General features: G+C 30.8%; 20 protein-coding genes and 2 riboswitches. Of the genes, 18 read left to right on the forward strand and 2 right to left on the reverse strand.

The features are described from left to right. Positions 1-66 precede the first annotated feature (66 nt). The 12 genes from resA (at position 67) to ACFVR2_RS04710 (ending at position 12,445) form a co-directional block, all read left to right on the forward strand. On the forward strand, positions 67-594 hold the full coding sequence (gene resA, locus ACFVR2_RS04655) for a thiol-disulfide oxidoreductase ResA (protein WP_335408068.1): 528 nt from the start codon (positions 67-69) through the stop codon (positions 592-594). Between the two features lie 28 nt (positions 595-622). Continuing rightward, positions 623-2,239 (forward strand): cytochrome c biogenesis protein ResB, encoded by a 1,617-nt coding sequence (gene resB, locus ACFVR2_RS04660; protein WP_387359314.1) that lies wholly within the window; start codon positions 623-625, stop codon positions 2,237-2,239. Positions 2,240-2,259: 20 nt separating this feature from the next. After that, positions 2,260-3,426: a c-type cytochrome biogenesis protein CcsB gene (gene ccsB / locus ACFVR2_RS04665; protein ID WP_387359316.1), complete on the forward strand. Its 1,167-nt coding sequence runs from the start codon at positions 2,260-2,262 to the stop codon at positions 3,424-3,426. A 234-nt stretch (positions 3,427-3,660) separates the two neighbouring features. Next, the gene (locus tag ACFVR2_RS04670) at positions 3,661-4,380 is read left to right on the forward strand and encodes a response regulator transcription factor (protein WP_025672290.1); all 720 of its coding nucleotides are present in this window, start codon (positions 3,661-3,663) and stop codon (positions 4,378-4,380) included. Beyond that, positions 4,380-6,164 carry an ATP-binding protein gene (locus tag ACFVR2_RS04675; protein ID WP_387359318.1) on the forward strand — a complete coding sequence of 595 codons (1,785 nt, stop codon included), beginning with the start codon at positions 4,380-4,382 and terminating at the stop codon, positions 6,162-6,164. The genes ACFVR2_RS04670 and ACFVR2_RS04675 overlap by 1 nt, the downstream gene beginning before the upstream one ends. 147 nt (positions 6,165-6,311) lie before the next feature. Continuing rightward, a riboswitch (cobalamin riboswitch) is annotated at positions 6,312-6,483 on the forward strand. 124 nt (positions 6,484-6,607) lie between these two features. After that, entirely contained in the window at positions 6,608-7,567 is a 960-nt protein-coding gene (locus ACFVR2_RS04680; protein WP_387359320.1) for an ABC transporter substrate-binding protein, read from the forward strand. Continuing rightward, complete coding sequence (locus ACFVR2_RS04685) at positions 7,533-8,585, forward strand: FecCD family ABC transporter permease (protein ID WP_387359322.1); 1,053 nt, start codon at positions 7,533-7,535, stop codon at positions 8,583-8,585. The genes ACFVR2_RS04680 and ACFVR2_RS04685 overlap by 35 nt, the downstream gene beginning before the upstream one ends. Further along, entirely contained in the window at positions 8,582-9,367 is a 786-nt protein-coding gene (locus tag ACFVR2_RS04690; RefSeq protein ID WP_387359324.1) for an ABC transporter ATP-binding protein, read from the forward strand. Before ACFVR2_RS04685 ends, ACFVR2_RS04690 begins: the two co-directional genes overlap by 4 nt. Before the next feature lie 29 nt (positions 9,368-9,396). Then, positions 9,397-9,966, forward strand: coding sequence for a cob(I)yrinic acid a,c-diamide adenosyltransferase (locus tag ACFVR2_RS04695; RefSeq protein ID WP_056466779.1), 570 nt, complete (start codon positions 9,397-9,399; stop codon positions 9,964-9,966). 291 nt (positions 9,967-10,257) lie between these two features. After that, a complete protein-coding gene (locus tag ACFVR2_RS04700; RefSeq protein ID WP_335408062.1) occupies positions 10,258-10,404 on the forward strand; it encodes a hypothetical protein in 147 nt (48 codons plus the stop codon). Between the two features lie 145 nt (positions 10,405-10,549). Next, the gene (locus tag ACFVR2_RS04705; RefSeq protein ID WP_387359327.1) at positions 10,550-11,458 is read left to right on the forward strand and encodes a phosphotransferase; all 909 of its coding nucleotides are present in this window, start codon (positions 10,550-10,552) and stop codon (positions 11,456-11,458) included. A 63-nt stretch (positions 11,459-11,521) separates the two neighbouring features. After that, positions 11,522-11,658: riboswitch (FMN riboswitch) on the forward strand. 217 nt (positions 11,659-11,875) lie between these two features. Continuing rightward, positions 11,876-12,445, forward strand: coding sequence for an ECF transporter S component (locus ACFVR2_RS04710; RefSeq protein ID WP_387359329.1), 570 nt, complete (start codon positions 11,876-11,878; stop codon positions 12,443-12,445). A 160-nt stretch (positions 12,446-12,605) separates the two neighbouring features. Here the strand turns inward: ACFVR2_RS04710 and ACFVR2_RS04715 are convergent, their stop codons facing one another. Together ACFVR2_RS04715 and ACFVR2_RS04720 are read right to left on the reverse strand one after the other, a co-directional pair. Continuing rightward, complete coding sequence (locus ACFVR2_RS04715; RefSeq protein ID WP_387359331.1) at positions 12,606-13,148, reverse strand: YpiB family protein; 543 nt, start codon at positions 13,146-13,148, stop codon at positions 12,606-12,608. A 403-nt stretch (positions 13,149-13,551) separates the two neighbouring features. Beyond that, complete coding sequence (locus tag ACFVR2_RS04720; protein ID WP_056466764.1) at positions 13,552-13,800, reverse strand: ferredoxin; 249 nt, start codon at positions 13,798-13,800, stop codon at positions 13,552-13,554. Positions 13,801-14,120: 320 nt separating this feature from the next. Here ACFVR2_RS04720 and ACFVR2_RS04725 point away from each other — a divergent pair, with 320 nt between their 5' ends. From ACFVR2_RS04725 to ACFVR2_RS04750, 6 genes are all read left to right on the forward strand, one after another. Continuing rightward, on the forward strand, positions 14,121-15,194 hold the full coding sequence (locus ACFVR2_RS04725) for a YpbB family protein (protein ID WP_387359333.1): 1,074 nt from the start codon (positions 14,121-14,123) through the stop codon (positions 15,192-15,194). Then, positions 15,181-16,698, forward strand: a complete 1,518-nt coding sequence (locus ACFVR2_RS04730) for a RecQ family ATP-dependent DNA helicase (RefSeq protein ID WP_387359335.1) — start codon at positions 15,181-15,183, stop codon at positions 16,696-16,698. The genes ACFVR2_RS04725 and ACFVR2_RS04730 overlap by 14 nt, the downstream gene beginning before the upstream one ends. 9 nt (positions 16,699-16,707) lie before the next feature. Further along, positions 16,708-17,292 carry a CPBP family intramembrane glutamic endopeptidase gene (locus ACFVR2_RS04735; protein WP_387359337.1) on the forward strand — a complete coding sequence of 195 codons (585 nt, stop codon included), beginning with the start codon at positions 16,708-16,710 and terminating at the stop codon, positions 17,290-17,292. Then, on the forward strand, positions 17,289-17,906 hold the full coding sequence (locus ACFVR2_RS04740; protein ID WP_387359339.1) for a LysM peptidoglycan-binding domain-containing protein: 618 nt from the start codon (positions 17,289-17,291) through the stop codon (positions 17,904-17,906). The genes ACFVR2_RS04735 and ACFVR2_RS04740 overlap by 4 nt, the downstream gene beginning before the upstream one ends. Before the next feature lie 113 nt (positions 17,907-18,019). Beyond that, on the forward strand, positions 18,020-18,652 hold the full coding sequence (locus ACFVR2_RS04745) for a CBS domain-containing protein (protein ID WP_387359341.1): 633 nt from the start codon (positions 18,020-18,022) through the stop codon (positions 18,650-18,652). A 388-nt stretch (positions 18,653-19,040) separates the two neighbouring features. Continuing rightward, positions 19,041-19,691 (forward strand): hypothetical protein, encoded by a 651-nt coding sequence (locus ACFVR2_RS04750; protein ID WP_387359343.1) that lies wholly within the window; start codon positions 19,041-19,043, stop codon positions 19,689-19,691. The last annotated feature ends 21 nt before the right edge of the window (positions 19,692-19,712 follow it).

Raw genomic sequence — 19,712 nt, forward strand, 5'->3', positions numbered from 1 at the left:
ACGTATCAAAATTCTATTCAAGAATAGGAAATAATGATATTCTATCATATGGGAGGAACTGCATATATGAAGAAAAATAGAACGTTAATTCGAACAATTATCCTATTAGTTTTGGTTTGTGCAATTGGTTATACTTTTTACATAAATTTCTTTAAGAAAGATGAAGTTATTACTAAAGGAAGTAAAGCGCCAAACTTTGCTATGACGGAGCTGAATACTGGTAAAAAATATACTCTTTCAGGTGAAAAGGGAAAAGGCGTAATTGTTAATTTTTGGGGTACTTGGTGTGAACCATGTAAGCGAGAAATGCCTTTTATGAATGAAATCTATTCGAAATATAAGGGAAAAGGAATCGAGTTACTTGCAATGAATGCAGATGAATCGAAATTTTCAGTAGAAAGATTTGTAAGCGATTATAAACTTAAATTTCCAGTCGGAATAGATAAAGATCAAGAGGTTTTAAATACGTATGGTGTTAACCCTTTACCAACTACGTTTTTTGTAAGTCCGGATGGAACAATAAAGAGAATCGTAACAGGTCAAATGACACCAGATTCTTTTGAAAGTTATATTAAAGAAATATTACCAAAATGATGAGTGTACATTAGTAAGGGGAAATAAAATGGAGACTTTTAAATGTGAATGTGGTCATCTTAATCATGTAGGTACTGAAATATGTGAGTCATGTGGTAAACCTCAAGATGAAAAAGCAACAGAAATACTTGATATGCGCTATGAAGGGACTGCTAGAAGATCAATCGTTAATAATCAAACTTATATAGATAAAATATGGACGTTTTTTTCATCTGTAAAAGTAGCTGTTGTAATCATTCTAATTACGCTAGTAGCAGCAGCATTAGGTACTATTTTTCCGCAAAGAGATTTACTACCGCCTACTGCGAATCCTGCAACGTTTTATCAAGATGAATATGGAATCTTTGGTAAAATATACGATGCAATCGGTTTAGATAATACGTTTAACTCTTGGTGGTTCATGTTACTTGTTTCATCGATTGGGATCTCACTAGTAATTTGTAGTTTAGATCGAATTTTACCACTCTATAAAGCTCTAAACAAACAAACTGTTACTAGACATCCAAACTTTTTAAAAAGACAAAAAATGTTCGGAATTAGTAGAGTTGATCATATTCCAGACGAAATAGAAAAAGCTAAAGTTAATTTACGTAAAAGAGGTTATAAGATTCGTGAAGAAAACGGCAATATCTTAGCAGAAAAAGGTCGTTTCTCTCGTTGGGGTCCATATGTAAACCATATAGGGTTAATTATCTTCCTTATTGGGGTAATGATGAGATATGTACCAGGAATGTATATGGATAAGGCTCTTTGGGTTCAAGAAGGCGAATTAAAACCTGTCGTTGGTACAAACCAAAACTATTATATTAAATTAAATGATTTCCATATGGAAACGTATGATAAAGATAAAGAGGGTAAAGTTTATAAAAAAGCGATTGAGCGCTTTGGAAATGATAAAATACCTAAAAACTATCAAGCCGATGTGACGTTGTATAAACGCGAAGGAAATTTAATACCAGGAGAAGATCCAAAACTTAAAAAAGTAAAAGATTATAGTATTAAAGTTAATGAACCTTTAAAGTTCCAAAACTTCGCTCTATATCAAGTAGATTACCGAATTGGTGAATTTAGTGCATTCTTATTTACATTACAAAATAAACAAACGGGTGAAAAATTAGGGCCAATCACAGTAGATTTACAAAATCCTAAAGAAGTATATGACTTGAAAAATGGATATAAAGTAGAACTAAAAAATTATTTTCCAGATTTCTATTTTAACTCTGATGGTCAACCTGATACAAAAACAAGAAAACCAAACAATCCAGCGTTTGTATTTAAAATGACTACACCAAAAACACCAAAAGGGGAAGTAGCATTTGTTGCAATTAAACAAAATATTGAACCAAATGGTGAAAACAAATATAAAATGTCATTTGCAGGGATTGAAACAAAAGATTCAACAGGTTTAACAGTACGTAAAGATTTAACTCTTTGGTTACTAGGACTTGGAGGAGCAATCTTTATGATCGGTGTAATTCAAGGTATGTATTGGTATCACCGACGCGTTTGGATACAGAATCAAGATGGGGAAGTTTGGGTTGCGGCATTTACAAATAAAAACTATTATGGTTTAAAGATGGAATTAAAGAAAGTGTTTGTAGACACAAAAATTGAATTGCCGATCGATCAACAAGCTAAAGAATAGCGTTTAACTAGGGGGAAAATATGTACGAGCTAAGTAGTAATTTTTTATTTATCGCGTTTATTTGTTATATAGTAGCTACTTTCTTTTTTGGCGGCTCGATGAAAACAAATGATAATGGTCCTAATAGATGGGGTACTATTGGTATTTCGATTACATTAATTGGATTCTTATCGCAAATTACTTATTTTATTTTAAGATGGATTGCTGCTGGACATGCACCTGTAAGTAATCTATTTGAATTTATTACTTTCTTTGGAATGATGTTAATTTTTGCGTTTATTATGATTTATTTTATGTATCGCTTAAATATAATTGGTTTATTCGCATTACCGTTGTCAATAATCATCATTGCTTATGCATCAGTATTTCCACATGAAATCAAACCATTAGTTCCATCTTTAAAAAGCTATTGGTTACATATCCATGTAACAACAGCAGCTTTAGGGGAAGCTATTTTAGCGATTAGCTTTATTACAGGACTAATTTATTTAATTAAAAATATCGATCAAAAAGTATCAACAAAGAAAACTTTTTGGCTAGAAGCAGTTTTATATTTCTTAGTAACTGTTGTTGGTTTCGTTATTATTTCTACAGCATTTAATGCATCTGGATACGAAGCAAAATATAATTGGATTAATAAAGATAAATTACAAGAAGAAATGGTCTATAATCTTCCATCAATTGTTGGTCCACATAAAGGCGAATTGACAACAAAAGATAAATTTGAAGCCCTTGCAGAAATGCCAGCAATGGTTAATGCTAAAAAATTGAACACTGTAATTTGGTCAGTTTTTGCTGGAGCAGCATTATATGCAATCATTCGTTTAATTATAAGAAAAAGAATTGGCGCATTTTTACAACCATTTGTACAAAAAGTCGATAGTGAATTATTAGACGAAATCGGATACCGTGCTGTAGCAATTGGTTTTCCGGTATTTACACTTGGTGGACTAATCTTTGCGATGATTTGGGCTCAAATTGCTTGGACAAAGTTCTGGAGCTGGGATCCAAAAGAAGATTGGGCATTAATAACATGGTTATTCTATGCAGTGTTTTTACATCTTCGTTTCAAACGAAATTGGCAAGGTGAAAATTCTGCTTGGTTAGCCGTACTAGGATTTGCAATTATTATGTTTAACTTAATTGCAGTTAACTTAATCATTGCTGGTTTACACTCATATGCGTAATTAATAATTAGCCTTGTAAAGGAATAAACCTTTACAGGGCTTTTTTTTTTCTAATTTTTATTTCTGTCCACATTTACTTAAATTTGGTTTCCTAGAAATCGGACTCTTGCTTCCTAGTTTTTTTTCACTATTTTATGGAAATAATAAATTCTAAGAATTATGTAAAAATGTTCACAAATTATACTAGAATATCCAATTTTTATTATGTAAAATTATGAAGAGGGGGTCGAAATTATGGATCAAAATATAAAAATATTAATAGCAGATGATGAAGATCGTATTAGACGATTATTAAAAATGTATTTGGAACGTGATGGTTATAGTATTGACGAAGCTGAGAATGGTGAGGATGCTTTAAATTTAGCATTGAAGAATGAATATTCCTTAATCGTACTAGATTTGATGATGCCTAAAATTGATGGAATTGAAGTTTGTAGGGAATTACGAAAAACAAAAACAACGCCAGTGATTATGTTAACGGCAAAAGGTGAAGAAACAAACCGAGTTCAAGGTTTTGAAGTAGGTACCGATGATTATATCGTTAAGCCATTTAGTCCGCGTGAAGTAGTTCTTCGAGTTAAAGCTCTATTAAGACGTTCTTCACCTGTACCAGTATTTACTTCAGACAATTCTTCAGCAAAGGATATCGTTGTGTTTCCGCATCTAACGATTGATAATGACGCTCATAAAGTAATTGTTGAAGGGGAAGAGATCAGTTTAACACCAAAAGAATACGAACTACTGTTGTTTTTAGCTAAGGCTCCTGACAAAGTATTTGATCGTGAAACATTATTAAAATCAGTTTGGCAATATGATTTTTTCGGAGATTTACGTACCGTAGACACACATGTAAAACGACTGCGTGAAAAACTAAGTAAAAGCTCTGAGGATGCTGCGAAAATGATTGTCACCGTTTGGGGTGTAGGTTATAAATTTGAAGTAGGTCAGGAGTAATGATCGTAAGAAGTTTAGTTGGAAAGCTTTGGCTGACAATTATCTTACTAGTCTCTCTTGTATTATCATTTTTGACCTTTGTCTTAATAGGTTTTTTTGAAAAATTTTACATTGACCTTCAAGTACAAAATATGAAAGATGATGCAACGAAAATTGCACAATTAATAGATAATGGTCAACCACTCTCAAATATTGAGTATTTGTCAAATAATATTGTTAGTCGATATTCAAGAGTAATCATTTCTATTGACGATCAAGAGCCATGGTATTCAAATAATACTTATGGAATACAGGATCTACCTTTTAAAGAAATAAAAAATGATGAAATCTTAAATAAAACGTTAACTGATCATAAAGAGGTCAGTAAAAGACTTGTTTATGGTGAAAATAGTGAGAGAGAAAAATTAGTAGTGGGTGTTCCATTACATACAACCACAAATAATGGAGCTGTATTTATATACCAAACATTACAACCTGTAAAAGTGATGATTCATCAAACGACTAATTTTGTTTTGCTCGCAGCATCAATCGGAATCGTATTAACAACATTTTTCTCATTCTTTCTTTCTTCTAAAATTACAGCACCTCTTAGAAAAATGAAAGAAGTTGTAAGTAGTATGACTTCAGGAAATTTTAATGTGAAAGTACCGATCCATTCAAGTGATGAAATTGGAGAGCTTGCGTATTCATTTAACAAGATGAGTAAACAATTAAATTTTAATATGAATGCATTAAAGCAAGAGAAGGAGAAAGTTTCTAACATTATTACAAGTATGGTAGATGGTGTAATTTCGATTGATAAAGAAGGTCAAATCGTGACATCAAATCCACCAGCTGAACGCTTTTTGAAAATGCTTAATGATGATCAGTATGAAGAACCCACTTCACTAGTTTTAACGAAGGAATTATTAGATTTATTTGTATTAGTAGTCGAAAGTGAGAAAAAGCAATTTATTGAATTACATTTCGATCAAGGCAATTGGCAAGTTTTAATGTCGCCCCTTTATAATCAAACAAATATAAGAGGCGTTGTAGCGGTGATTCGGGATGTTACAGAACAAAGACGTTTAGAAAAAATGCGAAAAGATTTTATAGCGCATGTTTCTCATGAACTACGTACGCCTATTTCTTTATTACAAGGTTATAGCGAAGCGATTGTTGATGGGGTAGCAGAATCCAAAGAAGAAATGCAAGAATTGTCACAAATCATTTATGATGAGTCTCTTAGAATGGGGCGTTTAGTAAATGATCTGTTAGATTTAGCAAGAATGGAGAACGGTTTTACTGAATTAAATAGAGAGTTCGTTCCTCTAGTACAATTTGTGGATCGAATTTTACGTAAGTTTAAAGGTCTAGCAAAGGATAAAAATATTAAGCTATTTGGTGAAATCGACAATGTTTCGCATTTGAATATCTACATAGATGAGGATCGAATGGAACAGGTTTTTACAAATTTAATTGATAATGCAATAAGACATACGAATGAAAATGGAAGAATAATTGTTTCAGTAAATCAAAATGAAAGATCAACTACATTTAATTTTATTGATTCAGGTGCAGGGATTTCAAATGAAGATTTACCATTTGTTTTTGAACGTTTTTATAAGGCAGATAAAGCTCGTACAAGAGGTAGAAGTGGAACCGGTTTAGGATTATCCATCGTTAAAAATATTGTTACAGCACATGGTGGATCTATCCAGGTCTATAGTGAAGTAGGACAGGGAACGACATTTAAAGTTAAAATACCGCATAATTTACGAATGAACGAAAAAGATGTAGAGTAATCTTGTTTCATATAAAACATATTTCCCATCTATTTAGAGAAGAAATTTCTACAAAACACACAAAAAACAGATAAAATGTTAGTAAAATCATAAACTTATAAATAAAATAATTGAATTCTTACCCAATTTATCTTACGATTGAATTAATGAAATATTGATGAGTTTAGTGCAAGTATTGCTTAAAAGGGAATCTGGTATAATCCAGAACTGTCCCCGCAACTGTAATGTGGACGAAACGAATAGCCACTGTTCGAAAGAATGGGAAGGTCGGAGTAGGTTGAAACAAAGTCAGTAGACCTGCTAAATTCATCCTTGTTCAATTCTTCGGGGAGTAAGGATTTGAAGCAGCAGTTGCAAGACTTCTTGTATTTATATGTTGTTTCAGCCCCGTTCAAAATGGATGGGGTTTTTTTTATGCATTTCAATTATTTAGGAGGATTTAAATGAAGAAGTTTTTATCAAGTTTTATTATTATGTTATTGTGTTTAGGATTATTTGGTTGTAATAATGATACGACACAAAAAAAATCGAATGTAAGTAAAACAGAACAAGCAACTTTTCCAATGACGGTTAAAGATGCTACGAACAAAGAAATTAGTTTTAAAGAGGCACCTAAAAGAATAGTATCACTTATTCCAAGTAATACTGAAATCTTGTTTTCTATTGGTGATGGCAAGGATGTAGTAGGGGTAACAGATTTTGACAATTATCCAAAAGAAGTAAAATCAATTGATAAAGTTGGCGGAAGTAATGCCGATATGACATATAATGTTGAAAAAATTATTTCATTGAAACCTGATTTAGTTTTAGCACATGAATCTAGTTTAGGTATTTCTGCTGACGGTTTAGAACAGATAAAACAAGCTGGGATTAATGTTTTTGTCGTAAAAAATGCTGCAACTATTAATGATGTGTATGATACAATTCAACAAGTTGGAGAAATAACTGGAAAAACCGAGCAATCGAAAAAAGTTGTAACTGGTATGAAAACAAAATTAGATGAAATTAGCAAAAAAACAGCTAAAGCAACTACAAATCCAAAGGTTTGGCTTGAAATATCAGGTCCGCCAGAAATATATACAGCAGGTAAAGGTACTTTCTTAGATGAAATGCTTTCGATTGTTAATGCTAAAAACGTAGCTGAAAGTGAAAAAGGTTGGGTAAAGTATAGTGAGGAATCAGCAATTAAAGCGAATCCTGATGTGATTTTAACAACTTATGGATATTATGTTCCAAATTTAGAAAAAACTGTAATGGCTAGGAAAAACTGGCAAACAGTAAACGCAATTAAAAATCACCGTGTATATGATGTTAATTCAGATACAACATCTAGACCTGGTCCAAGACTTGCAGAGGGAGTCGAAGCAATTGCAAAGGCGGTTTACCCAGAGCTTTATAAATAATACATATTTAATCTTTTTCATTCCAATTATCTTATTAATTTTTTTATTTATTTTAGGGGTTTCGATAGGGTCTACATCGATTCCCTTTTCTTCTATTATTTCTAGCTTTTCAGATGCTCTATTTAAAACAGATTATGTTCCAGCTGATATTCAAACAATTGTCATGAATATACGAGTGCCAAGGATTATGTTAGCTGGATTAGTCGGTGCATGCCTTTCATTGGCAGGTGTTGCGTTTCAAGGAATACTTAAAAATCCTTTAGCTGATCCTTTTACATTAGGTGTTTCTTCAGGCGCCTCTGTAGGTGCAGTGTTTGTATTGTTTTTTCAAATAAGCTTACCTTTTGTTACTTATTTTACATTACCAGTAGTTAGTATCTTATTTGGATTTGGTACACTTATTTTATTATTACTATTTGTTAGAAAACTGGATCGATCACTTAATGTAGAGACAATTATTTTAGGTGGAATTATCATAAGTTCATTTTGTTCTGCATTGTTGTCATTATTTATAACTTTTTCAAATAATGAATTACGTGCAGTAATTGGATGGTTAATGGGTAATATTGGTGGGAGAGGCATTCAGTACTCTCTAAGTTTATTACCGTTTTTAATCATTTCTTTCTTAATATTATTTAGTCAAAATAGGCAGTTAGATGCGATGACATTTGGTAGCACAAATGCAAAACATATCGGAATTGATGTGAAAAAATCTACTTATTTAATTTTGTTAACAGGAAGTATTTTATCTGGTGCAGCAGTAGCCGTTTCTGGAACAATTGGATTTGTAGGCTTAGTTGTTCCGCATTATACTAGAATACTTGTAGGGCCATTACATAAAAAATTACTTCCTTTATCGATGATCAATGGAGCAATTTTTTTAATCGGGTCTGACATATTATCGAGAGTTGTTTTAGCCCCAAGAGAGTTACCAATAGGGGTAATTACTTCACTAATTGGTGCTCCAATATTTGCTTTTATATTACTATCTTTGAAAAGAAATAGGGGAAAAGTATGATCAAATGTCAAGATATCTCATATTCTTATGATGGAATTCATACTGATTTGGATGAACTGTCTTATTCTATTAATCAAGGAGAATGGCTAGGAATTATCGGTCCAAATGGGAGTGGCAAGTCAACGTTTTTAAATATTCTTTGTGGACTTTTTAAGCCGTCTAAAGGAAATGTAATGTTGGATGGAGAATTAGTTTCTAGTATGTCAAATAAACAAATAGCAAAAAAGATTGCTGTTTTATCACAACAAAATTCCTATACATATTCTTATGAGGTAAAAGAAACAGTTAAACTTGGACGTCTTGCTCATTCGTCTTCCTTTTTTCCTAGCTGGTCCACAATCGATGAAACTGCGGTCAATAATGCAATGATGATGACTGGTACTAAGAAGATGGAAAAAAGTTTCATTAATGAAATTAGTGGTGGTGAGCGTCAAAGAGTCTTCCTTGCTCAATGCTTCGCTCAGGAAACACCATATATTTTTTTAGACGAACCAAGTAACCATTTAGATTTAATGCACACAATTAAAATTTTAGACGTTTTAAAGGAATTACAAAAAGAAGAGAATAAAACAATTGTAACTGTTTTTCATGACCTAAATTTAGCAAGTCTTTACTGTGATCGATTATTAGGATTAAAGGACGGGAAAATTTATATCGAAGGAAAAACAGACTCAGTTTTGAGTGAAAATTTATTAAAAGGTTTATATGACACATCTTTTCAAATTTTAGATAATCCCGAAACAAATAAAAAGGTCATTATTTATAAAAGTAATGTATTGTAAATTAAAATTGAAAAAAGGAGAGGTTTTTCATGAAAATTTATACAAAAACTGGGGATAAAGGTCAGACTAGTTTAGTAGGTAAACGAGTAGATAAAGATGATTTAAGAGTAGAGTCATACGGTACAATTGACGAAGTAAATACAATCGTTGGGTACGCAATGACATATTTAGATCAAGAGGATACGAGAGATATTTACAATGCACTTCAAAAGATCCAACATGAACTATTTGACTGTGGTGGAGATTTGGCAGTAGTAAAAGATAGCATCCCTTTTAAAACGACAGAGAAAATGGTTGAAGAGCTTGAAACATTAATTGATGAATATATGGAAGCAACTCCCCCATTACAGCGTTTTATTTTACCTGGTGGGTCAAAACCTGCTGCAATCATTCATCAAGCAAGAGCGGTAACGAGACGTGCAGAAAGAACGGTCGTAACATTAATGAAGCAAGAAAACATTCATCTTCCTGTATTTTTATATTTGAATCGATTATCTGATTACTTCTTTGCACTTGCAAGGGTAATCAACACACGTTTAAATATTAAGGATGTTGAATACGAACGAGGTTCAATCGTATTTCGAACTGATAAAAAATAAATAAGAAAAGTAGCGGTTGAATAGTTAAATTTTTCTATCAATCGCTATTTTTTTGTATAAATAATTTTTTTCTATCATAGAATGATTGAGCGTATGTTTTAGTAAAACTACTTCTTGGCGTTTACAATATCCATTTGCTCAATACTTCTTAAGTAATATACATAAAAAAAGAGTTAAGGATTTGAAGTGATTTAAGCGTCTCGTCTATTTTTTAATGAATTACCAGTTGTCAGTCCACGAGCCTTTGGGCTGATTAAACACTTTCCACATTTCTTTAGTAGGAGGAAAATAATGTTTGATTTTCTTAGGAGATGTTTGTTGATTGTTGTTTTTGTTTTAACGATTGGTCTTTTATTTATCGGAGGGAATCGAGAGAAATTAAAGGAAATAATATTAGATAAAAATTTTCATGAATTAAAAATAGTTTCAAATCCTTAGCCGTATATTTGGACTATTAGTTTAATAATTTGTGTCGAAAAGACCGACTGTTTTAAGAACTTCCATATTAAATGTAATTTACTTCTAAATTTGGTAAAGTACATTTATATGTGAAGTTCTATTTTTTGATTTTAAGGAGAAAGAAATGTCTAATATATGGGATCCAGCAATTGTAATGGAAGAGGGACTAGTGAAAGAAATAGTGAGGATACAATTCCCTGAAATAAATATAAACGTAATTAAAAAAATTGGTGAAGGATTTGACAATACTGTTTTTTGTTTAAATGATGAAATTTTACTAAGATTTCCGCGAAGAGAAATAGCTGTAGCAATTTTAAACGTTGAAAGAAATTTACTCCCAATTATTTACAATCATTTTGAATTAAAGACAACGGTACCAATAATTGATGGAAAACCATCTGAATTATTTCCTTGGCCATTTTTAGGATATAATTTTATTGCGGGAAAGCCTCCAATTTATTTAAATAGAACTGAGAGGATTTTAATGATTGAACCAATCGCAAATTTCTTGAAAAATTTGCATTCAATAAAATTCCATGAATTAAAGGGGATTAAATTACCGTTTGATGAGTTGAGGAGATTAGATATAAACTTCCGTAAACCTCAGGCTAAAAAATATATACAACAAGCAATACAGAAGAAACTCATTGAAGATGAACAGAAAATTAATCATTATATTGAAAGCTTAGTTGAAATTAAAAGTGAGACACCATTAGTTCTTGTTCATGGTGATTTACATTTTAAGAATATGATTGTTAATGAACAAAACAAACTTGAAGGTATTATTGATTGGGGTGATGCTCATATCGGCAATCGTGAATTAGATTTGTCTATAATTTATAGTCTAATTCCGAACGATATGAGAGGTGCATTTTTTGAGATTTATGGTAATGTATCGGAAGCGTCAAAGAAATTAGCACAATTTAAAGCAGTCTTTACAACAGTTGTGCTGTTGTTATATGCGAACGATCAAAAGGATGATTCGTTAGTAAGTTTTTGTCAAGAAAACTTAAGTAATGCTCTAAATGATTAATGGGAGATTTTTATTTACAAACTGTATTTAATTTAGTAACATTAAACTGTAATTTAATAAACGATCTATCTTCGGGGCGGGGCGAAATTCCCCACCGGCGGTAATTAAGCATTGCTTATAAGCCCGCGAGCCTGATTTTTTGGGCAGGATCTAGTGCGATTCTAGAGCCGACAGTATAGTCTGGATGGGAGAAGATGGAGGTTCGCAAGTTCAAAAAATTTTTCTTTTTGAACGCTTATTTGGCGTGCTGAAAATTCTCCCCTATTTCAAAAAATAGGGGATTTTATTTTATTTGCATAATTTTATACTATTTTTCATTTTTTAAATCGGACTTATTATAATATGTGCAAATAATATCGCTACTTAAGCGAACCTTTCATTTTTCTTGATATGATCGGGAAAAAGGAGAGAGGTATTATGCAACAACGCAACAAAGTAAATAAAATGGTAGTAGTAGCAATGCTTAGCAGTATTTCTTACGTACTGATGATGCTGTACTTTCCACTACCTGCATTTCCAGTATGGCTTACAATTGATTTTAGTGACGTACCAGCGTTAATAGGAGCGATTGTTTTTGGTCCTGTAGCAGGAGTAGGAATAGAGTTAATAAAAAACATCCTTCATTATGTTATTAATGGTAGTATGACTGGTGTACCAATTGGAGAATTTGCTAATTTTAGTGCGGGAGTATTATACATTTTACCTGCGTCGTATTTCTTTAGAAAATATCGTTCAGTAAAAGGTTTAACTCTTGGATTAATCGCTGGTACAGTAGTGATGACTGGAATATTAAGTCTTTTAAATTATTTTGTGTTATTACCTGCATATGCACATTTCATGAATTTTAACCTGCCAAATGAAGTAATTGTTGCATCAATTATGCCATTTAATGCAATTAAAGGTCTTTTAATCATGATCCTATTCTTAGTAATCTACCCTAAATTAAAGGTTTGGTTAACTCAAAGAATGAATGTCCATAACGTATAAATAAATGAAAGTGTCTACTAAATTTTGGTAGACACTTTTTTGTTTTTTTAAACTCTATTTAAATTAATTAGCAGATTAATTTCTAATGAAAAACGGCGTTAGATTTTGATCGATATATTAAAAAAGAGAACCATCTATCGAACGATAGATGGTTTATTTGTTAGATTATCAGCTGAGAAGATAGCAAAAGAAATTGTTGTTCATTCCTCTCATCTAATGCTTTGTCAATTTGACGAAGAAGAAGTGTGTGTGAAGTTTGAGCTATAAGCGACGAAAGAAACGCATCGATTTCTGCTTGCACTTCTTCGTTTGCTTCAAAATTAGTTGTCGAAAATGGATTGGTATCTAAAATCAAAGCGTACTCGATCGGCATTACATCAAATAACAACTCAAGATAAAACGTTGTTTCCTTCCCGTGTAATCGAAGTTTATGGTAAATCGATTCCGGCGACATTTCGACCTTCTTACTAAATTCGTAATACGAAACCTGAGGGTACGAGTAGTTAGAGTCGTTATCCTTTCGAAAATTAATTACAATGCCATTTGGTGTACTCTTTGCATCTTCTACAAACGAGATGTTTGTTAGTACTTCATCAACAGCAAGGAGATATTGTAAAATCAATTCGATGTCTTTTTTTACCTGATTTTTCTCTAAGAACTTGTTTAAAAATGTTTTTTTCTCGGTAATAGTCATCTGTTCCATGCTGTTCATCCTCTCTTGATGTTTTGTTTATTATAACAAGTTATTAGATTATTCTGAATATGTAAAATAAGGAAATAATTAAGAAAGGAGTATTGATTATATACGATGACCATTGTTTGAATAAAATAAAGAAGGTTAGATCCAGATTTTTGTATAGTGAGTGACTTTGAAAGGGAAGCCCAGAACAGTAAAAATAGGGATGTTTTAAAAGGGGATATCGTCAACTAAATAGAAATAGTTCATCCTTTAGCTGATTCATTCATTCGAAACAGAAGATAAAACGGGATGTTTCTATGGCTTATTTTTCTTTCTTATGAACAAATATAAGGGGAGATACGGATAGCTCGTGTTTTTAATTTGAAAAAATAAAAAAAGCGACGAAATAACTTCGCCGCAGTTTTTACTATTCGAATTTTAAAGCGTCGCCATCGAATGATTCGTCAGCAACTTTGATTGAGTCTGTAGGGCATCCTTCAAATGCATCCATCATGTCATCAACTAAAACGTCTGGAATTTCAACGATTCCTTGGTTATCATCTAGAGTAACGTATGCGATCCCTTCATCATCATAGTCATAGATATCAGGTGCAGCTGCGCCACAAGCGCCACATGCGATACAAGTGTCTTTATCAACGATTGTATATTTTGCCATTGTATTGACCTCCCAAATTATTCCCTGTTTATGTTACAGATACTATTTTTGTAATGTACCTGTAAACATTTTAAAACGGTTTCCAAAACTTTTCAATATAATTGTACAAGGTTTTGAAAAAAACGAGAAATGATGAAATCTCAAATAAAATAAATAATGATTTTTATATGTTTAAAATGGTTTGGTTATTGATACATATGATAAGCTAGAAGAAATAAAAACTATTTAGAAAAAATGCACAAATATTTTTGTACTACTAATTATTATTCGAAAAAATATTCAAATATATTAATGGAATAATTTTATTTGAGAGGTTTATGATGTCTAAACTATCAATATTGGAAGAAATCTTCCTTTTTTTACTTCATCGATATAAAGGTGAACGAACGATCCAAGGTATAATGTATTTATTAAAAGGTAAACAAAGTGCTCAAATTATTCAAGATTCTCATTTTTATCATGTCACATCATTTTTCGGACTTTTTCATTTCCTCACTCATCAGATTATGCAAGAAATTATAAATGGGTTAGAGGTTAAAGGGTATATTAGTCAAACTGAAAATAAAAATATCTATTTGTTAAATAAAAATGGTCATGCTTATCTAGCAAATCAAAAATTACAGTTTGTGGAATTTACATATATAAACGGTCTAAGATTTTCTAGTATTCAAAAGATATTTTGGAAAAGATTTTCATTGTTCTTTCAAACAGTTTCCAATCTGAATATGAATTTAAAATATTTTAGGGCAGTAATTCAAGAGCAAGATATACAAGAATGGGTAAAAAATGAGATTCTAAATTTTACTGGGAATAAAAACGAATTAGTTAATCAGTTTTACAATGAATTACATACAATTTTAGAAAATTTAAGTGACGAAGACGCATTACTATTTGTGAAAAGATTATCTGGAGCAAATGCTTATGGCATGACTTTAGAACAGATTGCATCTGAACAAAAATTGAGTGTTGAAAAAATTTATCTCAAATCGATAAATACTTTGCATCATATGATCACCATTTTAGTTGAACCTAAAAATAATTATCCTTTTTTAAGTAAATTTGTTAAAGGAGATAAAAGTACTAATATTACGAATACTTCTATTGAAACGAAGAGATTATTTACTGAAGGTAAAACAATTCAAGAAATTGCTGCGATTCGTAATTTAAAGATTAGTACAATAGAGGATCATATTGTTGAGTGTGTATTAGGTGATAATTTAATTCCGATTAATCAGTTTATTACGTCAAAACAATTTACTTTAATAAAAAATAAAATTATCGAACTAAATACAAGGAAATTAAAAATTATTAAAGAAGCTTTATTAAATGAGGTAACATATTTTCAAATTCGTATTACTCTTGCAAGAATGGGTGATTTACATGGACCTAAATAAAGTTCTATACGAAAAATTTGGTTATTCAAGTTTTCGAAATAACCAAAAAGAAATTATAAATGACTTGTTAAACTCGAAAGACGTTTTAGCAATGCTCCCTACAGGTGGGGGGAAGTCATTATTATACCAATTAACAGGGCTACTATTGCCTGGCGTTGTTGTAATTGTTTCACCATTACTTTCCCTTATGGAAGATCAGGTAGAACAAATTAAAGCATTTGGAGATAAACGAGTCATTGCACTAAATAGCTTTAGAAGTTTTGAGCAAAAAAAATATTTATTTAATAATATTAGCAGCTATAAGTTTATTTTTGTTTCGCCAGAAATGTTACAAAATCAATTTTTAATTCAAAAGCTTTCTTCGTCTAGGATTTCTTTATTTGTTGTTGATGAAGCACATTGTATATCACAGTGGGGGCATGATTTTAGGCCAGAATATAAAACTTTAGGGGAAATAAAACGGAAATTAAATAATCCAACGGTTTTAGCTTTAACCGCTACAGCTAGCAAAAATGTGCGGGAAGAAATAATCGAAACTTTACAATTAAAAAATGTTCAAAAATATATCAATTCAGTTAATAGAGAGAATATAGCAATTCAAGTTGAAAAAGTAGATTCGGAAATAGAAAAGCTCAAGTCATTAACTGACCATCTTTCTAAATTAACAGGTCCAGGCATTGTCTATTGTGGTACAAGAGCTACTTGCGAGAAAATTTCACATACCATAAGAGAAAAGTTAAATTGCAAAGTTGCTTATTATCATGGTGGAATGGAGCATGAACAAAGAATTTTAATTCAACAACAATTTATTCAAAATCAAATAGATATCATCGTTTGTACAAGTGCTTTCGGTATGGGAATTAATAAGCCAAATGTAAGGTTTGTGATTCATTATCAGTATCCGTCAAACATTGAGAATTATCTTCAAGAAATTGGACGTGCAGGACGAGATGGTGAGCCAAGTATAGCAATACTAATCATATGTGAAGAAGATCATGAGTTACCATTAAGGCTAATTGATGACGAAATCCTTTCTGTAAATCAAGTTGAGTCTTTTCTAGCGTATTTAAAAAGATTAGAAGAAAATCCGATCAAATTGACTGAAACGCTTGTGTCTAATTGGAAATCAGTATTTCAATTTAGTGAAATACAGTGGACAACGCTTCATTCTGAAATGGTCAAATTTAATGTAATCGAAAATGAACACTTGTATTTAGAAAAAATAAATTATGGCTTATTAGAATCGATTAAAGAGTTAATTTCCGAGAGAAAAAAAGTAAAATATTTAAAACTCAAAGCGATGATTGATTTTCTATCTTCATCCACTTGTTATCGCGAAAAATATCTTTTACTTTTTGATGAAATGATAGTACAGAGACCAATAAATTGCTGTAACATTTGTGGTATATCGTTTGATGAGTATTGTTCAAATGATCATGATAATTATGAAAATACTACCGTACTTTCATGGGAACAAGAATTAAGAAATAAATTGGGGCTGTGAGGAATCTATATGGAAAGCGAATTAAACCGACAAGAAATTCCTGTTAACTATTTGAAGAAAAGCGTGTATGGTACGCAGTTAATCATTTTAGTGATCGCTATTTTATGTATTGCCTTTTTTATTGGTACAGAAAAATTTATAGATGATTTATATTTATTTAAAAGTTATAAAACATATTTATATGGATTCGGTGCTGGATTTTCACTCGTCCTATTTAATATTTTATTAAATTATACGATTCCGGAGCGTTTGTTGGATGATGGCGGATTTAATAAAAGATTCTTTACGTCACTTTCAGTTCCTGAAATGACAATACTTTGTATTTTGATCGCATTATCAGAAGAATTATTTTTTAGAGGATTTCTTCAAGCTAAATTTGGACTAATTATTGCATCAGTTGTTTTCGCTTTAGTTCATTTTCGCTATGTGAAAAAACCGATTTTACTTACGATTGTATTAATTGAAAGTTTTTTCTTAGGTTACTTATATTTGAAAACAAATAATATAGTAATAGTATTTATCGCACATTTTATCTTAGATTATGTTTTAGGAATGTATATGAAATTAAGTTTGGAAAGTGAAGACAAAGAATGAAAAATGAGCTTCAGAATAATAGTATTGCCGACTTAAGTCGAAAGAAAAAAAATAAGAAATTAAAAAATAAAAAAATAAATAATCATAAAAAAGCTGTTGATCTGTTAAATTTACCACCAAGAAGTGAAACAATGAAAATAAAAGAGGATCAACGAAGACCTTGGTGGAAAATAAAATATCCTTTAATCACTGCTTTAGTCATAATTTTTATCTTGCTACCATTTGGAGTAGTTAAGTTTGTACATAGTAAATACGATAAGATTTTTACTGAAAAGGGAAGTTTAATCATTCCTTCAAATAAATTTGAAAAAGTTGAATTAGCTACTACCAATCATGTTAAAAAACAAAAAAAGAATGAAACTCAGAGAAAAGCTCCAATCAAAAAAGAGATAAAAAATGTAGTTAAACCTCCAACAGATTCAAGTGAAACTATTGGAGTGAAAGAAATTAATCACGAAGTCAAAAGAGGAGAAACATTATTTACTATTTCAATGAAATATTACGGTAATCGTGATGGCGAAGAAATTATTCAAGATGCAAATCATTTAAATGGGATCGAAGTGACGCCCGGCCAGATATTAAAAATCCCATTAAATGTCGATGTGGATAAATAAGGTTAAGAAATACATAAAAGGCAATGAAATTGAAATTCAAAATCTAGACAAATTCGCTTTGATTTGATGCTTCCTATCTATGTTATAAATAGAGGGAAGGGGAGTGTTATAGTATGTTAGCAAAGCATAGAATGCTTCAAAACCATCAAGTAATTACGATCCAATCTAGTGATACTGTAGAGTGTGCAATTAATCTCTTATTGGAAAAGCAAATTGATAGTGTACCTGTATTATCAGGAAATAAATATGTTGGAATGATTTCGCAAGCAGAGATTTTTAGAAGATGCTTTTTTAGTGAATTACAAAAAGACGAATACATTAAGAATCTAAAAGTAGGTGAAATCGCAACACATCAAACAATCTGTGTTAAATCGGAAGAGCCGTTTGAAGATACAATGAACTCGTTAAAAAAATATCCATCAATTGCGGTAGTTGATGATGAGAGAAATTTTGTTGGACTAGTTATAAGATATGACGTAATTGAGATTTTTCAAGAAGTACTTGGAAAGGACTGTCGAGGAATAAGAATTTCAATGACAAGTATGGAGAAGGAAGGGCAATTAGCAAGATTACTTGACTATCTTCACCATTTAAAGATTAATATTATTTCGCTTGTAACTTTTGATTCAAAAGATCATTTATTAAGAAGAATTGTCTTGAAAATAGATGATAATAAAAATGTCGATAAAATTTTACGTAAATTTGAAGAACTTGGTCTAAGAATCGTATCTGTTACAAATGAATAAGAAAATTCTACAGTTAAACACAAATAATATTATTTTAGTTTCGCAGTTTCTCGGAACTAAAAATTGATAAATTATAGTTTTTTACGTATACGAAAATAGACAATTAAACGATATTTCACTGAAATTAAAAACTTATGCCCATTTTGTATCAATGGATATAAGTTTTTTTGTTGTTTAAAATTTTTCAATTTCTACTAGTTTTTGTATAATAAATAAAGGCACTTTGAACTGTAACAAAAAGAACTAAATAAAGTTGATATTTTAGAATGAAGTAAAATCAGAGAAACAAGCTGACATTTACTTTGTTGATGGGTTAAGTTACAAGGGGGAAATTAAAATAAAATTATTATCATTGATCGGATTCGTATTAATAGTAGCAATTATTCTATTGCTTAATCGAAAAAGTAAACTCGAAATTATTAATAAAAAAATTAAAATTAAGCATTTAGATAATTCATTACAGTCAATTCAGCTTATATGGATTCCAAATATAGGCGATATTTCTTTTAAATTGAGTGAGATTGAAAAAATTTGCAATCATAATACATTAATTCTCTTAAGCGGTTACTCAAAAAAGAAATCAAAGAAATATAATAATGAAAACATCCACTATTTATCATCTTTGGCTCCAGTCTATTTTTTGTGGAATGATCTTGATTATAGTGGCAACTATAGAGATCTAAATGCATTATTACTAGATTGTAAAGTTACAATTTTAGAAAATAAAAGTGCTTCATTTGAGACTGAAAATGGGACTAAGTTTTCAATTGTTGGTTTAGATGATGTGAAAACAAAAAGAGATGATTTAAACTTTGCGCTTGAAGAGCGATATGAAGACGATCTTAGTATTTTAACAAGCTATACTGAAGTCATGGATAGTAAAAGTAGTAATTTTGAAAGTATTCAAGTTTATCTGTTTGAAAGAAGTCAATTAAATGTAAATCGAAATCAGAAAACGGTATATTTGGAGCTACATAACAATAAAGGAATTCGAAAACAAAACACAATAACTGTTTTAAATTTTGAAGTTATGAAATAAGTGTTTCTTGTTTACATGCAG

Source organism: Gottfriedia sp. NPDC057991, from assembly GCF_042886615.1.
Taxonomy (GTDB): Bacteria; Bacillota; Bacilli; order Bacillales; family Bacillaceae_G; genus Gottfriedia.

Excerpts from the sequence above, each read along its gene's own strand:
- resA (WP_335408068.1), top strand. The coding sequence starts at position 67 with ATGAAGAAAAATAGAACGTTAATTCGAACAATTATCCTATTAGTTTTG.
- resB (WP_387359314.1), top strand. The coding sequence starts at position 623 with ATGGAGACTTTTAAATGTGAATGTGGTCATCTTAATCATGTAGGTACT.
- ccsB (WP_387359316.1), top strand. The coding sequence starts at position 2,260 with ATGTACGAGCTAAGTAGTAATTTTTTATTTATCGCGTTTATTTGTTAT.
- ACFVR2_RS04670 (WP_025672290.1), top strand. The coding sequence starts at position 3,661 with ATGGATCAAAATATAAAAATATTAATAGCAGATGATGAAGATCGTATT.
- ACFVR2_RS04675 (WP_387359318.1), top strand. The coding sequence starts at position 4,380 with ATGATCGTAAGAAGTTTAGTTGGAAAGCTTTGGCTGACAATTATCTTA.
- ACFVR2_RS04680 (WP_387359320.1), top strand. The coding sequence starts at position 6,608 with ATGAAGAAGTTTTTATCAAGTTTTATTATTATGTTATTGTGTTTAGGA.
- ACFVR2_RS04690 (WP_387359324.1), top strand. The coding sequence starts at position 8,582 with ATGATCAAATGTCAAGATATCTCATATTCTTATGATGGAATTCATACT.
- ACFVR2_RS04695 (WP_056466779.1), top strand. The coding sequence starts at position 9,397 with ATGAAAATTTATACAAAAACTGGGGATAAAGGTCAGACTAGTTTAGTA.
- ACFVR2_RS04700 (WP_335408062.1), top strand. The coding sequence starts at position 10,258 with ATGTTTGATTTTCTTAGGAGATGTTTGTTGATTGTTGTTTTTGTTTTA.
- ACFVR2_RS04705 (WP_387359327.1), top strand. The coding sequence starts at position 10,550 with ATGTCTAATATATGGGATCCAGCAATTGTAATGGAAGAGGGACTAGTG.
- ACFVR2_RS04710 (WP_387359329.1), top strand. The coding sequence starts at position 11,876 with ATGCAACAACGCAACAAAGTAAATAAAATGGTAGTAGTAGCAATGCTT.
- ACFVR2_RS04715 (WP_387359331.1), bottom strand. The coding sequence starts at position 13,148 with ATGGAACAGATGACTATTACCGAGAAAAAAACATTTTTAAACAAGTTC.
- ACFVR2_RS04720 (WP_056466764.1), bottom strand. The coding sequence starts at position 13,800 with ATGGCAAAATATACAATCGTTGATAAAGACACTTGTATCGCATGTGGC.
- ACFVR2_RS04725 (WP_387359333.1), top strand. The coding sequence starts at position 14,121 with ATGTCTAAACTATCAATATTGGAAGAAATCTTCCTTTTTTTACTTCAT.
- ACFVR2_RS04730 (WP_387359335.1), top strand. The coding sequence starts at position 15,181 with ATGGACCTAAATAAAGTTCTATACGAAAAATTTGGTTATTCAAGTTTT.
- ACFVR2_RS04735 (WP_387359337.1), top strand. The coding sequence starts at position 16,708 with ATGGAAAGCGAATTAAACCGACAAGAAATTCCTGTTAACTATTTGAAG.
- ACFVR2_RS04740 (WP_387359339.1), top strand. The coding sequence starts at position 17,289 with ATGAAAAATGAGCTTCAGAATAATAGTATTGCCGACTTAAGTCGAAAG.
- ACFVR2_RS04745 (WP_387359341.1), top strand. The coding sequence starts at position 18,020 with ATGTTAGCAAAGCATAGAATGCTTCAAAACCATCAAGTAATTACGATC.